This window comes from Flavobacterium sp. CBA20B-1 (assembly GCF_028473145.1).
Taxonomy (GTDB): domain Bacteria; phylum Bacteroidota; class Bacteroidia; order Flavobacteriales; family Flavobacteriaceae; genus Flavobacterium.
The window spans coordinates 776,090-790,454 of sequence record NZ_CP092370.1 but is presented as its reverse complement, the minus strand read 5'-3'; the positions used below and the strand labels follow the sequence as shown (position 1 = coordinate 790,454).

Below are 14,365 nucleotides of genomic sequence, written 5' to 3'. Positions count from 1 at the left end.
ATTACTTTTTAGATGAAAATATTTTTTGAATAAAACCTCCAATAATAGGTAGCAATTTGTATTCGTTTGCAACAGCGCCTGAAAAACTGTAAACCCACAAAATAATAATAAAGGCATAAAAACCATAAGCGGCATAAGCGTTGGGAATGGCTCCAACCAAACTACCCAATAGCAGAAAAACACATGTTAATCCAATGTTTTGTTTGATATAAAATTTTCCGTAAGGATCTTTTTCTTCTTGGTTGATAAAAAAAGCAATCACTAGCCCTAGAATAAAAAAGTGCGCAATAATTGCAGCCAATTTACCGTCTTTTGAAATATTATTTGCTTGCATTACTTAATTATTAATTGGTTGTTATGACAAATTCCGTACACATAGCCTTTCATTTTATGGTTTAAAAAGGCCGAGTTTTTAGATTTTGACAAGATATCATTTTTAGTGAACGTCCATTCTTTTGAAGGATTAAATAAGGTTAAATCTGCTTTATCCCCTACTTTAATCGTTGTTGAATCATTCAAGAAAATCGATTTTGCTGCTTGAAGTTTTTCTATAACAACATCTAAAGGAAGTATTTCAAATAGTGCACCAAAAGCCGATTCCAACCCAATAGTTCCGTCTTTCGCCATATCAAACTCCATTTTTTTATGCTCTATATCCATTGCACAATGATCCGATGTAATCACATCAATCGTTCCATCTACAACTCCGTTTATCAAAGCTTGTTGATGAAATGCATCTCTTAAAGGTGGATTTACTTTAAAACGCGTATCAAAATCAGATAAAACAGCATCGGTTAAAGCCAAATTATGCACCGCTACACTGCAAGTAACCTGTAAACCTTTTGCTTTGGCTTCTTTGATCATTGCTACCGATTTTGCCGTAGAAATAGTAGGCACGTGCATTTTACCGCCTGTATATTCCAGTAAAAATAAATTTCTAGCTAACACAATTTCTTCTGCCAATGGCGGAATTCCCTTTAAACCTAAAAGTGTAGATTGAACACCTTCGTGTACAACTCCTTTACCTTTAATTAAAGAATCGTTACAAAAAGCAATTACCGTGGCATTGAAATCTTGGGTGTACTGTAAACCAATTTTCAACAAATTTGCGTTAGCTGTACTTTTTTTATAATCGCCAAAAGCAATTGCCCCGGCATTTTGCATATCAAACATTTCAGCTAAGTCGGTTCCTTCTTCGCCTTTGGTTAATGCGCCAATGGGGTGCAAAGTGGTAGCCGAAGATGCGGCTTTGGTTTTTACAAAGCTTACAATAGATTGATTATCAATCACAGGAAAAGTATTTGGCTGATATGCAATTTGAGTGAACCCACTTTTTGCTGCTACATTTAAACCGTTTGCGATGGTTTCACGATCTTCAAAACCAGGCTCTCCAAACGAAACCGAAGCATCCATCCAGCCACTCGAAACATGCAGATTGTCTAAAGAAATCATTTCATATTGGTCAGCAGTAATGTTTGATGCTATTTCGGTAATCACACCGTTTTCGATTTTTATATCAACTTTTTGGTGATTAAATGCACTTGAAGAATCTACAATTGTAGCATTTTTTATAACGATATTCATTGTGTGAATGGTTGTGTTGTTTAAAATTGTACAAAATTAATCAAAATATCTAATTAATAAATCACATATTGTAATTATCAATTTTGTATTTCCCAAAATCTTTTAAAAAGATAACCTTTTAAATATCAATAGCTAACAAATATTAAGTATTCTATTTAAAACATAGATTAGGATATCCCGCAAAAAAATAGTATATTAGCACGTTAATTTTGAACTAAAAATACGAAATATGATCTCTGAAGGAGAAAAGTTAATTCCTATTAACATCGAGGAAGAAATGAAATCGGCATACATTGATTATTCAATGTCGGTTATTGTTTCAAGGGCATTACCAGATGTTCGTGATGGATTAAAGCCAGTTCACCGCCGTGTACTTTTTGGAATGTACGAATTAGGTGTTACTGCAACCAAAGCCCATAAAAAATCTGCCCGTATTGTTGGGGAAGTTTTGGGTAAATACCACCCACATGGCGATTCATCGGTTTACGATGCCATGGTGCGTATGGCGCAAGAATGGAGCATGCGTTATTTATTGGTTGATGGACAAGGAAACTTTGGATCGGTAGATGGCGACAGCCCTGCAGCGATGCGTTATACCGAAGCCCGAATGAAAAAAATTTCAGAAGAAATTTTAGCCGATATCGACAAAGAAACGGTTGATTTTCAGTTGAATTTCGATGATACTTTAGAAGAGCCTAAAGTAATGCCTACCAAAATCCCTACCTTGTTAATAAACGGAGCATCGGGAATTGCAGTAGGTATGGCTACAAATATGGCACCACATAACCTTACTGAAGTTATCAATGGTACATTAGCATATATTGAAAACAACGAAATTGAAATTGACGAATTACTGCAGCATGTAAAAGCGCCCGATTTTCCAACCGGTGGTATCATTTACGGATACGAAGGTGTAAAAGAAGCTTATAAAACCGGACGTGGACGTGTGGTGATGCGTGCGAAAGCTAATTTTGAAGAAATAGACGGTAGGGAGTGCATCGTGGTTTCTGAGATTCCTTATCAAGTGAACAAAGCCGAAATGATTAAAAAAACGGCAGAACTTGTTAACGATAAAAAAATCGAAGGAATATCAACCATTCGCGATGAATCAGACCGTAAAGGTATGCGCATTGTGTATGTGTTGAAGCGCGAAGCTGTTCCAAACATTGTAATGAACATGTTGTATAAATTCACACAATTACAATCATCGTTCAGTATCAATAACATTGCTTTGGTTAATGGTCGTCCGCAGCTATTAAATCTAAAAGAATTAATACATTACTTTGTTGAGCACCGTCATGATGTAGTTACACGCCGTGCGGAATACGAATTAAGAAAAGCACAAGAACGTGCACATATTTTAGAAGGATTAATTATTGCTTCGGATAACATCGATGAAGTGATACAAATTATCCGTAGTTCTAAAAATGCCGATGAAGCACGTGAACGTTTAATTGAGCGTTTCTCTTTATCGGAAATTCAAGCACGTGCCATTGTAGAAATGCGTTTACGCCAATTAACAGGTCTTGAGCAAGAAAAACTTCGTGCAGAGTTTGATGAAATAATGAAGTTAATTGCTCATTTACAAGAATTATTGGCAAGCAAAGAATTGCGAATGAACTTGATTAAAGAAGAGTTAACCGAAATTCGAGATAAATACGGCGATGCCCGCAGATCACATATCGAATATGCCGGTGGCGAAATGAATATTGAAGATTTAATTGCCGATGAGCAAGTGGTAATCACTATTTCTCACGCAGGTTATATCAAACGTACACCTTTAAGCGAATATAAAACGCAAAACCGTGGTGGCGTTGGTCAAAAATCAGCAGGAACCCGCGATCAAGATTTCTTAGAACATATGTATGTGGCAACAAATCACCAATATATGTTGTTCTTTACCCAAAAAGGAAAATGTTTCTGGCTGCGCGTTTACGAAATTCCTGAGGGAAGCAAACAAGCAAAAGGTCGTGCAATTCAAAACTTAATCAATATTGAAAACGACGATAAAGTAAAAGCTTTTATTTGTACCCAAGATCTGCGCGACGAAGAATACACAAGCAATCACTATATTGTAATGTGTACAAAACAAGGTCAGGTTAAGAAAACATCACTTGAGCAATATTCTCGTCCACGCCAAAATGGTATCAATGCCATTACCATTAAAGAGGGCGACGAATTGTTAGAAGCAAAATTAACCGATGGAAATTCTAAGGTATTAGTTGCTGCCAAAAATGGTAAAATGGTTCGTTTTGATGAATCAAAAACCCGCCCAATGGGTAGAACAGCATCTGGTGTACGTGGTATTAAACTAGCCGATGAACAAGATGAGGTAATTGGTCTGGTAACGGTATCCGATTTAGAATCAGAAATTTTAGTGGTTTCAGAAAATGGTTACGGTAAACGTTCGTCTTTAGATGCTTATCGCGAAACAAATCGTGGTGGTAAAGGTGTGAAAGCAATGAACATTACTGATAAAACTGGTGCATTGATTTCCATTAATTCGGTTACAGATAACGATGATTTAATGATTATCAACAAATCCGGATTAACCATTCGTTTGCGCGTTTCCGATTTACGCGTTATGGGTCGTAATACACAAGGTGTGCGTTTAATCAACATTAAAGGGAACGATTCAATTGCAGCGGTTGCAAAAGTAATGCGCGATGAAGACGAAGAAGATGAAATGGATGATGAATTGAAAAAAGATCTTTTAGCAGTTGATGAAAACGACATTTTAGAAGATGTAGTTGATGAGGTTGAAGAAGAAGATGACGATATTGTAGAAGACGAAGAAGATACAAATGAAGAATAAATTAATGATAATGAGCATGTTTTTATTAGCATGCTCTTCTTCTTTTGCTCAAAAAAATGAGTTAAAAGAACTGGAAAAACTGATCAAAAAAAACAACACTACCGAAACGACAGCTTTACTTGCTAGTGTTGAAAAATTATTGCCCAATGCCACAGAAGATCAAAAGGCAGCTTATTATTATTTCAAAGCACAAAATGAATTAAATTTGGCAAAAAGTGGTGTTGATTTTAATGAAAACCGCAGCAAAGCAATTGAATCAATCAATCAATTAATCAAGTTTGAAAACGAAACCAAAAGCAAAAAGTACACTTTAGAAATAATGCCTGTAAAAAATGCTTTATTGGCAGATTTGGTAAACGAAGCAGTAGAAAATAATCGCAATAAGAATTATAAAAAATCAAGCAGGTTATTTGAACAGGCATACGATTTGAATACAACGGATACTATTTATTTATACAATGCTGCCAACGATGCTGTAAACGCAAAAGATTTTGATTATGCCGAAACCAAATTAAAAGAATTGATTAAACTGGATTACAATGGCGCATCTAAAACTTTTGTGGCCACTTCTCAAGTAAACGGAAAAGTAGAATCGTTTGGAACCGATGAAAAAGCGCGCGATATGGCTGTTAGAAATGGTTCGCATTCTAAGCCCGAAACTATCGTAAACAAAAGCGCAAAAGCGAGTATTTATAATAACTTGGCGCAAATTTTGTTGAATAAAGAAAACTATTCAGAAGGAGAAAGTTATGCTTTAAAAGCGTATGAGCTAGACAAAGACAATATAAATAATTTGCTGAATGTTTTATATGTTTTTTATAACACAAACCGCATTTATAAATATGAAGAATATGCTTTAAAAGGTTTAGAGCGATTTCCCGAAAACGAAAATCTGCTTTTTAACCTTGCAGTTATCAAGTTAAAAGACGGCGAAACCGAAAAGGCTGTTGACTTTTTAAATAGAATTTTAAAGTTGAACAAAAATCATTTTGAAGCATTGAAAACCTTAGGAAATATTGAGCTTCAGAAAGATGCAGAGGTTACCAATAAAATCAATGCCTTACCCAATACCGCTTCTTCCAACAAAAAAAGGGAAGAATTAATGAACGAAAAAAAACAAGTTTATACAAACACTCTAGCCTTCTACAAAAAGGCGCAAGCAGTGAACCCCAAAGATGAAAGTTTAAACGAATTGATTAAACAAATTCAAGACTTTTTAAATACGAATAATTAAAATTTTTGCATATAAAAATGAAGCCTTGCATACTTGCTAGGCTTCATTTATTTTATGTAAGGATATTAAATCGCTTTTAAAACATCAATTAAATAATCTATTTCTTCTTCTTTGTTTTCGTGTCCGAATGATAAACGCAAACTTGGTTTTTTAATTTCCACATCGTCTAAAAATTCTGCTAAAACATGCGATGGTTTTTGGCTGCCCGATTGGCATGCACTTCCTCTTGAAACTGCAATTCCTTTCATATCTAATTGAAAAAGCATCATTGCAGCTTTTTCTGGTGAAAAAGGCAAACGAATATTTAACACGTTGTAAAAAGTAGATCCGTTTCCATTAAATTGCACATCTGCAAAGGTTTCTTGCAATTTCGCTTTACAATAATCGCGAAGTTTGGTGATTTTTTCACGGTCTTTATTTAGTTCTTGATACGATAATTCCAATGCTTTTGCCATACCAACCACTTGATGAGGAGCTTCGGTTCCTGCACGCATGCCTTTCTCTTGTTCGCCGCCCACAATTAATGGTTTTAAAACATTCTTTTTTCTAATAAATACAAAACCTGCCCCTTTTGGACCATGAAATTTGTGTGCCGAAGCAACAATGAAATCAATTGGAATTTCATCTAAAGGAATTTCTACTTTTCCTACAGATTGCACGGTGTCTGAATGAAACAAAGCATTATGGTTTTGGCATAAATCGGCCACTTTTTTTAAATCTAAAACAGTTCCCACTTCATTGTTAACATGCATTAAACTTACTAAAGTAGGCGTTTCATCTTTTAATAATGTTTCTAAATGATTGTAGTCTATTTCACTATTCGGCAACACGTTCACATAGTCAATTTTGGTGTTGTATTCTTTCTGCATTTCCTTTACAGCGTATAGGGTGCAATGATGTTCCATTTTGGTAGTAATGATTCTTTTAATACCTAAATCGCGAACACACGAGCGAATAATCCAGTTGTTTCCTTCCGTTCCGCACGAAGTGAAAATTATTTCACTTGCCGTTACATTAAATTGTTTTGCGATAGACTTTCGAGATGCTTCGATCAATGCTTTTGTATGCCTGCCTATTGCATAAGTTGATGATGGATTTCCAAAATCATTGGTAAGAATTTTCACCATTTCTTCTACAACTTCTGGTCTTACAGACGTGGTTGCTGCATTATCAAAATATATCTGGCTCATTTATTTTATTCGTTTCTTTGTTAGATTAGTTAAAATATGGTAGTTAAAAATAAAAACCGATAGCAAAATTAAGAAATATGAAACAATTTGTAAAGTGTTTATATGTTCTTTATAATAAAAGATTGCCAAAGTGAATGCAATTAACGGATTTATATACAACATGATCCCTACATTGGAAGCTGGCGCACCTTTTAATGCATATAAATTCATATATAAAGGTAAAAGTGTAAAAAGCACTGCAATGATTAATATATATCCGTAAAAAGAGGGCGCTCCTGGTACACTAAATCCATTAATGAAATAATAAGGTAAGGAACAAATTAAGATGATAATGATTTGGAAAACCAGATTATTGAACTTATCAAAATAGTTATTTCTGCGCTGCGAAATTAAATAAAAGGAATATGTCAAAGCCACTACGATAGAAAACAACAGATTATTTGCATTGCTTAAAAAGCAAATTATACAACCAATTAAACTAATGCCAATTGAAAGCCACTGCATTTTGAGCAATTTTTCTTTTAAAATAAAATGGGCTAAAAAAGTGGTGATAATGGGGCAAATAAGGTATGCAAACGAAGCCGATTGCACATTTACTTGATTCACTACATAAATAAACAAAAACCAGTTTAAACCTAATAAAAGTCCGCCGGTTAGTGTTAAGGATAATGCTTTTCTTTTATCTGCTTTATCAAGATTTTTAAAATGATTGATATCGCCCATAAAAATTTTTCTTCTAAAAAGAAGTGTAAACAAAACAATGATTACAAACGAACATAAAATTCGGTAGAATAAAATATCAAAAGCCGGAACGTATGATATTGGTTTTAAGGCCAAACTGAAAAAACCCCACAACATAAAAGCCAATAAGGCAATCATGTAATACTTTAAGTTTTGCATTGCACAAATAAAAATGCAAATTTAGTTTAGTTTTTTTGATATGTGGGGGATATTTCACTTATTTAACAAAACTGTTTCTTGGTTAATCAATAGTAATGTTTTGCTTCCTTAAAATCCGAACTACAACAAATGCAAAAATCAATAGGTATATAAAGCAAACTAATGACACAATGTATGAGGAATGCACACCAATAATATCGGCTACTTTTCCTTGGATGGGTGGAATGATACCTCCGCCCAAAATCATCATTACTAAAAAAGCAGAGCCCTGTGCGGTATATTTTCCTAAACCCATTAAACTTAAATTATAGATGGCCGGCCACATGATGCTACACGCCAATCCACCGCACAAAAATGCATAAATTGCAACGGTTCCTGTGGTATTTAAACCTACCAACATTGCTGCGATGCCAAATAAACTAAATGCAAACAATGTTTTTGAAGGACTGTTTTTTGTAAGAATAATCAGCGCAATTTGTAGCAGTACACAAACGATAAACAGATAGAAATGCTGCATATTATATGCTGCCAATGTGTTTGCGGTGAGTATGATTCCAAAAGCTATTATGGGCAACACAATGGTTAATAGTAACTGTTTATTTTTTGAAAGATTAAATGCGCTCACTGCACCCGCCCATCGACCAATCATCATACTGCCCCAATAAAGTGAAATATAGGGAGCTACTTCTGAGGAAGAAAGTGCTCCAAATTCGTTTGATTTTAATAATTCCCCTAAATTGCTACCAATAGCTACTTCTACTCCAACGTACATAAAAATGGCCAACATTCCCAAGACCAACTGAGGGTATTTCATTGCTCCCCAACCTTTTGGTGATTTTGTTGCAGAAAAATAGGCAAAAAAGATTCCTGATAAAACGACAATAAACGCTACACTTAGCCATTTAAAACGATTGTTATCCAAAGGCTTTTTCAAGGTTTTTATTTCGGTTTCAACAGATTCTATTTTCGTTTTATAGGTAACAAACTCCGTTTTTGAAAGCTGATTTACTTGCTTTTCACTTAATTTTTGTTTTTCAAGTTGTTCAATTTTTAGAGCAGCTTCGCTTCGGTAACTATTAAATATAGGTGCAAAAGCTAAACCTAGCAAAACCGTCATTAGCAACAAAATGTTTAATGCTTTTGGAGCTTTTTCAATAGATTCACTACTTTTTCCTTCGGGAAGTTTGTTAGAAAAATAAAAAAGTGCGGCTGCGCCCACAAACAATAACCCCACACAGATATATAAAAGAATAACTTTATCTAAACTCAATGCTTTGATTTGTTCGTCACTTACGGCAGCCGTTGTTCCAAAAAGTGCAAATGCCACCACCAATGGTCCAATGGTAGTACCTAATGAATTGATTCCACCGCCCAGATTTACTCGGCTTGCTCCTGTTTTTTCATCGCCCAACAAAATAGCAAACGGATTTGCGGCTGTTTGTTGCAACGAAAAACCCAATGCAACAACAAATAAACCAATCAGCATACCGTAATAAACATTCGCCTCAACAGCCAAAATCATTGCAACTGCGCCAATGGTAGAAAAAAGCAAACCAAACACAATACTGCGTTTATAGCCCCAATGCGTAACTAAATCTTTACCTTTTACGTTGCTTAAAGCAAACAAAATCAATGCCCCCACATAATATGCTGTGTAAAAAGCAAAATCAATTAACTGTGATTGAAATTGATCTAAATGAAAATAATCTTTACAAAAAGGTATAAAGATATTGTTGCCAGCTGCAATAAATCCCCAAAAGAAAAAAACCACAATAAGGGTGTAAAGCGCCGGATAGTTTGTTTTTACAGATTGATTCATATTTTTTAGAATAAAAATCAAATATAAAAATTTAATGGATAACAGCTGTTTTGCTGCTAAAAAAGTTATTTTTGTAGCAAACTTTGTATTCTATGAAAAAAATAGTGGGTTTATTGGTGCTTGCTTTAAGCGTAACTGCTTGTAATGACGGCGATTTGGTTTTTGAAAACTTGAATTTTGATGGCAAAGAAATTCAAAAGTGTGCTGATAAAGAGCTTTATTTTAAAACAAATAATAGCGAATTGCTACTGATTGATTTTTCTAACGGAACAAATGGAACAGATTTAGATACCTTATCTGATTTTAATGTGCGCAGAACATTGAATACTTCCAATTCACAAATTTATTACCGAACATATGACAGTGCAATTAACTCAAATGCCATTTGTGCATTGCTACCACCTGCAAATCCTAAGGTAACTTCGGAATATACCTCACTTCCTGGCGGGAGCATTCATTATACCCGCACAATGGTTCCAGTGGTTACAGAAACATCGGTAAACATAAGTTATGCATATACCATAAATTTTGAGAATATTACTTTATCTAATGGTACTTCCGAAATTAAATATACTACATTGCCTTATGGAACCTATGTGTATCGTGTTAACCGTATGGGCTTTAATTTTACTACAAATTTCGGAAATTGCGACAATGTTTTAACAGGAAGAAATTTAAACGAAATTGTGCATTTACAGTTGCCAGAAGGTTTTGTTTTTCCAACAAGCAATCAAACACAAACGATTACTTTAAGCAACACCAATTTTTTAAGATATTTTGTTTTTGGTAGTAACATTCCGGGCGATTTAGGTTTTTGTGAATTTCCTTCACAAACCATTAATGAAGATTGGTTGGCAACAAACGGAACCGTTCAAATTGATTCGAGTGTTCAAACAAATGCAAACGGACAAGTAACCAGTTATCAGCATACTATTCAAATTATTCAAGCCCGATTTATAAAAGATGACAATTCATTTGTGGTGAACAATAAAACAATAGGCTCCTTTTCACCAGAACAATAAAAAAATCCAAATGTTTAATAATACATTCGGATTGGAATATTAAAGCATATCAATAGCACCTTTACCTTCACGAATAACTTCTGGTTCAGAGCCTGTTAGATCAATAATAGTTGATGCGATGTTGTCACCATAGCCACCGTCTATTACTGCATCTACTTTGTTTTGCCATTTTTCAAAAATCAATTCTGGGTCTGTTGTATATTCAAGCACCTCGTCTTCATCATAAATAGAGGTTGAAAGAATAGGATTTCCCAATTGTTTTACCAGTTCTAATGCAATGCTGTTATCGGGTACACGGATACCAACTGTTTTCTTCTTTTTAAACTCTTTTGGTAGATTGTTGTTTCCCTCTAAAATAAAAGTGTAGGGACCGGGCAATGCTTTTTTCAGAATTTTGAACGATGATGTATCTAAATTTTTTACATATTCAGAAATATTGCTCAAATCATTACATACAAAAGAAAAATTGGCCTTTTCTAGTTTAATTCCTTTGATTTTTGCAATACGCTCCAGCGCTTTGCTGTTGGTAATGTCGCAACCCAAACCATAAACAGTGTCGGTGGGATAAATTACCAAACCGCCTTCTTTTAATATTTTAACGACTTTCTGAATTTCCTTTTCGTTAGGATTATCAGGATATATTTTTATAAATTTTGCCATAATTTTAATTTTTAGATTGTACTTAAAATATTTAAATTACTTCAATTCAATATTCCAATGATTTATAATATAATGATTCCAAATGCCTTTTTTAACACCTATTTTAATAATATAATTATTTGGATCTTTATCTATATATAGGTTTATTGTTTTTGAGTTAACTTTTATACTCTCTGTTCGATTTTTAAATTTAAAATATATCTTATTTGAATGTCTAGATTTTGTAAAATTGTCTATTGGAATTGAAATAACTTCTGTATTTTTTTTCTAGCTTCAATTTTATTTAATACATCCCAAATTATATTTGAAGGAATCCAAAACATAATTATAGAAAAAATAAAAAAAATTAAACTTATTAGTAAACTGTAAATAATTTTAATGTGAATCTTTTCCTTTTTTATATTTGAATTAATTTTCTTATAATCCAGCTCTAATAGGTTAAATCTTATAGCAATGAATAACCCAATTAAAATTGGTATACAAAATACAAATATATCGTATCTGTAATCTTTGCCGATATATGATGACTCAATAAAAAATCCATATAAAACAAAAATAATAAGTAGAACTATTATAGATTCATACATAATATTTTTTCTTTTTTTTTGGTTATTTTTATGTTGATATTTAGAACTTTGAAATATCATTTATAATTTTGCCAATTTTATACAATTAGATAATTTGAAAATGAGTTGTTTAGTAAATTGTTCAGAATAAAAGCTTTCAAAAAATTTTAAACTTTAAACTTTAAACGAACCTACCCTATTGGTTTTAATTTTGCAAAACGCAGCAGCAATTTTTTAATTCCGCCTACTTCAAAATGAATTTCAGCTTTTTTGTCTGCTCCGGCTCCTTCTAAGTTAAGAATTTTTCCTTTACCAAAACGTTCGTGCATGATAATTTGTCCTTCTTGTAACGAAGAATTTTCGTTTGATGAAGCATTTGAAGTTGAAATCTTACTCATATCTTTCAATCTTCTGATGTCATGATTGGGTTTTGGGTCTTCGTTTTCTTTGACCCATTTTGGTGGAATGCCTGCCACGGGTTTGTTTAAGCGCAATTTAGATTTATCTACATCTCCAAAAATATCTTCATTGATACTTGATTTGTATCGGTAGTTGGTTTCAGGTGCAGAAAGAAATTCTATATACTGCGGATCTATTTCTTGAATGAAGCGCGACGGATCACAATCTACTAATTTTCCCCATCGGTAACGCGATTGTGCATACGTTAAATATGCTTTGTGCTCGGCACGTGTTAATGCCACATAAAACAAGCGGCGTTCTTCTTCTAATTCGGCACGAGAATTCACGCTCATGGCACTTGGGAACAAATCTTCTTCCATACCAACTACAAAAACGGTGGGAAATTCCAATCCTTTTGCCAAGTGAATGGTCATTAATGCCACACGGTCGTCATCGCCTTTGTCATTATCCAAATCGCTTGCAAGGGCTACATCTTCTAAAAATTCAGCCAAACTTCCTCGTGCACCATCTACTTCTTTTTGTCCTTCGGTGAAATCTTTAATACCGTTTAAAAGTTCCTCAATATTGTCTAAACGGGTAATACCTTCAGGAGTGCCGTCTTTTTTCAATTCTTGGATCAATCCTGTTTTTTTTACCACATAATCTGTTAAATAATACGCATCGTTATTTTGATTAATGATTTGAAAGTTCTTAATCATGGTAACAAAATCGCTTATTTTACTTTTTGTGCCGGCGTTCAGTTTTAAATCGATTTTATCAATATGCTCCATCACTTCAAAAATACTTCTTTTGTAATGGTTGGCAGCAATATTCAGTTTTTCCACCGTAGTGTTTCCAATTCCGCGGGTTGGATAATTTATCACGCGCACGAGTGCTTCTTCGTCTTTTGGATTTACAATCAGTCTTAAATATCCTAAAACATCTTTAATTTCTTTGCGTTGATAAAACGATAAACCGCCGTAAATTCTATAAGGAATATCTTTTTTTCGCAACGCATCTTCCATTGCACGCGATTGGGCATTGGTTCGATACAAAATTGCAAAATCGCCATTCTGCATTTGATGGGTCATTTTTTCTTCAAAAATGGTTGATGCCACAAAGCGTCCTTCTTCTGCATCGGTAATTGATCGATGAATTTTAATTTTGGAACCATCGGGATTTTCGGTCCATACCAATTTATCTAATTTGGTTTTATTTTTGTCGATAACGGTGTTTGCAGCTTCCACAATATTTTTTGAGGAGCGATAATTTTGTTCCAATCGATAGGTTTGTACGTTATCAAAATCTTTCTGAAAATTGAAGATATTATTGATATTCGCCCCTCGAAATGCGTATATAGACTGTGCATCATCGCCCACCACACAAATATTTTGAAAACGATCTGCCAAGGCTTTCACGATTAAATATTGCGAGTTATTGGTATCCTGATACTCATCAACCAAAATATACCTGAAGCGATCTTGATATTTTAACAAGACTTCCGGAAAACGAATCAATAATTCGTTGGTTTTCAACAACAAATCGTCAAAATCCATCGCACCTGCTTTAAAACATCTTTCCACATAGGCTTGGTAAATATCCCCAATTCGTGGTTTTTTTGCCATTGCATCGGCCTCCATCAGTTCGGGATTGTTGAAATAAGCCTTAACTGTAATCATATTATTTTTGTAGTTGGATATACGGCTAAGCACCTGATTGGGCTTGTAAATATCCTTATCTAACTGCATTTCTTTGATGATTTGTCCAATTAACCGCTGAGAATCTTGCGAATCATAGATGGTGAAATTAGAAGGATATCCCAATTTGTCTGCTTCGGCTCGCAAAATTCGGGCAAAAACTGAGTGAAAAGTTCCCATCCACAAATTTTTGGCTTCTGCCGAACCCACAATCTTAGAAATACGCTCTTTCATTTCTTTGGCCGCCTTGTTGGTAAATGTAAGTGCCAAAATATTAAAAGCATCAACCCCTAAGTGCATTAAATAAGCAATTCGCAGCGTTAACACACGTGTTTTACCCGAACCTGCACCCGCAATGATGATCATAGGTCCATTTTTTTGCAGTACGGGAGCACGCTGTGCTTCGTTTAACTGATCGATATATTGTTGCATAGATTTATTTTCAGAAAAAACAAAGTTACTACTACTAAAAATAAGTA

General features: G+C 34.1%; 10 protein-coding genes. 3 read left to right on the top strand and 7 right to left on the bottom strand.

Features of this window, described 5'->3' with window-relative positions:
* Position 1: 1 nt before the first annotated feature.
* Together MG290_RS03935 and MG290_RS03930 are read right to left on the bottom strand one after the other, a co-directional pair.
* Positions 2-334: a hypothetical protein gene (locus MG290_RS03935; protein ID WP_264562605.1), complete on the bottom strand. Its 333-nt coding sequence runs from the start codon at positions 332-334 to the stop codon at positions 2-4.
* The gene (locus MG290_RS03930) at positions 334-1,584 is read right to left on the bottom strand and encodes a dihydroorotase (RefSeq protein WP_264562604.1); all 1,251 of its coding nucleotides are present in this window, start codon (positions 1,582-1,584) and stop codon (positions 334-336) included. The genes MG290_RS03935 and MG290_RS03930 overlap by 1 nt, the downstream gene beginning before the upstream one ends.
* A 232-nt stretch (positions 1,585-1,816) precedes the next feature.
* Here MG290_RS03930 and gyrA point away from each other — a divergent pair, with 232 nt between their 5' ends.
* On the top strand, positions 1,817-4,399 hold the full coding sequence (gene gyrA, locus MG290_RS03925) for a DNA gyrase subunit A (protein ID WP_272586437.1): 2,583 nt from the start codon (positions 1,817-1,819) through the stop codon (positions 4,397-4,399).
* The gene (locus tag MG290_RS03920; protein ID WP_264562602.1) at positions 4,389-5,633 is read left to right on the top strand and encodes a tetratricopeptide repeat protein; all 1,245 of its coding nucleotides are present in this window, start codon (positions 4,389-4,391) and stop codon (positions 5,631-5,633) included. Before gyrA ends, MG290_RS03920 begins: the two co-directional genes overlap by 11 nt.
* Before the next feature lie 65 nt (positions 5,634-5,698).
* Here MG290_RS03920 and MG290_RS03915 read toward each other — a convergent pair whose 3' ends face one another.
* The 3 genes from MG290_RS03915 to MG290_RS03905 all read right to left on the bottom strand — a co-directional run bounded on the left by MG290_RS03915 (position 5,699) and on the right by MG290_RS03905 (position 9,542).
* Positions 5,699-6,823 (bottom strand): cysteine desulfurase family protein, encoded by a 1,125-nt coding sequence (locus MG290_RS03915; RefSeq protein WP_264562601.1) that lies wholly within the window; start codon positions 6,821-6,823, stop codon positions 5,699-5,701.
* Positions 6,824-7,723, bottom strand: coding sequence for an EamA family transporter (locus tag MG290_RS03910; protein ID WP_264562600.1), 900 nt, complete (start codon positions 7,721-7,723; stop codon positions 6,824-6,826). It abuts the gene before it with no gap.
* A gap of 82 nt (positions 7,724-7,805) precedes the next feature.
* A complete protein-coding gene (locus MG290_RS03905) occupies positions 7,806-9,542 on the bottom strand; it encodes an MFS transporter (protein ID WP_264562599.1) in 1,737 nt (578 codons plus the stop codon).
* A gap of 92 nt (positions 9,543-9,634) precedes the next feature.
* On the opposite strand from MG290_RS03905, the gene MG290_RS03900 reads away from it, so the two are divergent.
* Positions 9,635-10,564 carry a hypothetical protein gene (locus MG290_RS03900; protein ID WP_264562598.1) on the top strand — a complete coding sequence of 310 codons (930 nt, stop codon included), beginning with the start codon at positions 9,635-9,637 and terminating at the stop codon, positions 10,562-10,564.
* 39 nt (positions 10,565-10,603) lie between these two features.
* Here the strand turns inward: MG290_RS03900 and MG290_RS03895 are convergent, their stop codons facing one another.
* Both MG290_RS03895 and MG290_RS03890 read right to left on the bottom strand, forming a co-directional pair.
* Positions 10,604-11,224: an L-threonylcarbamoyladenylate synthase gene (locus tag MG290_RS03895; protein WP_264562597.1), complete on the bottom strand. Its 621-nt coding sequence runs from the start codon at positions 11,222-11,224 to the stop codon at positions 10,604-10,606.
* A gap of 757 nt (positions 11,225-11,981) precedes the next feature.
* On the bottom strand, positions 11,982-14,318 hold the full coding sequence (locus tag MG290_RS03890; protein ID WP_264562596.1) for an ATP-dependent helicase: 2,337 nt from the start codon (positions 14,316-14,318) through the stop codon (positions 11,982-11,984).
* Positions 14,319-14,365 lie beyond the last annotated feature (47 nt).

What these genes read in the sequence shown, in the direction of transcription:
- MG290_RS03935 (WP_264562605.1), bottom strand. Translation starts at nt 334, where the DNA reads ATGCAAGCAAATAATATTTCAAAAGACGGTAAATTGGCTGCAATTATT.
- MG290_RS03890 (WP_264562596.1), bottom strand. Translation starts at nt 14,318, where the DNA reads ATGCAACAATATATCGATCAGTTAAACGAAGCACAGCGTGCTCCCGTA.
- MG290_RS03910 (WP_264562600.1), bottom strand. Translation starts at nt 7,723, where the DNA reads ATGCAAAACTTAAAGTATTACATGATTGCCTTATTGGCTTTTATGTTG.
- MG290_RS03895 (WP_264562597.1), bottom strand. Translation starts at nt 11,224, where the DNA reads ATGGCAAAATTTATAAAAATATATCCTGATAATCCTAACGAAAAGGAA.
- MG290_RS03920 (WP_264562602.1), top strand. Translation starts at nt 4,389, where the DNA reads ATGAAGAATAAATTAATGATAATGAGCATGTTTTTATTAGCATGCTCT.
- MG290_RS03930 (WP_264562604.1), bottom strand. Translation starts at nt 1,584, where the DNA reads ATGAATATCGTTATAAAAAATGCTACAATTGTAGATTCTTCAAGTGCA.
- MG290_RS03915 (WP_264562601.1), bottom strand. Translation starts at nt 6,823, where the DNA reads ATGAGCCAGATATATTTTGATAATGCAGCAACCACGTCTGTAAGACCA.
- MG290_RS03900 (WP_264562598.1), top strand. Translation starts at nt 9,635, where the DNA reads ATGAAAAAAATAGTGGGTTTATTGGTGCTTGCTTTAAGCGTAACTGCT.
- MG290_RS03905 (WP_264562599.1), bottom strand. Translation starts at nt 9,542, where the DNA reads ATGAATCAATCTGTAAAAACAAACTATCCGGCGCTTTACACCCTTATT.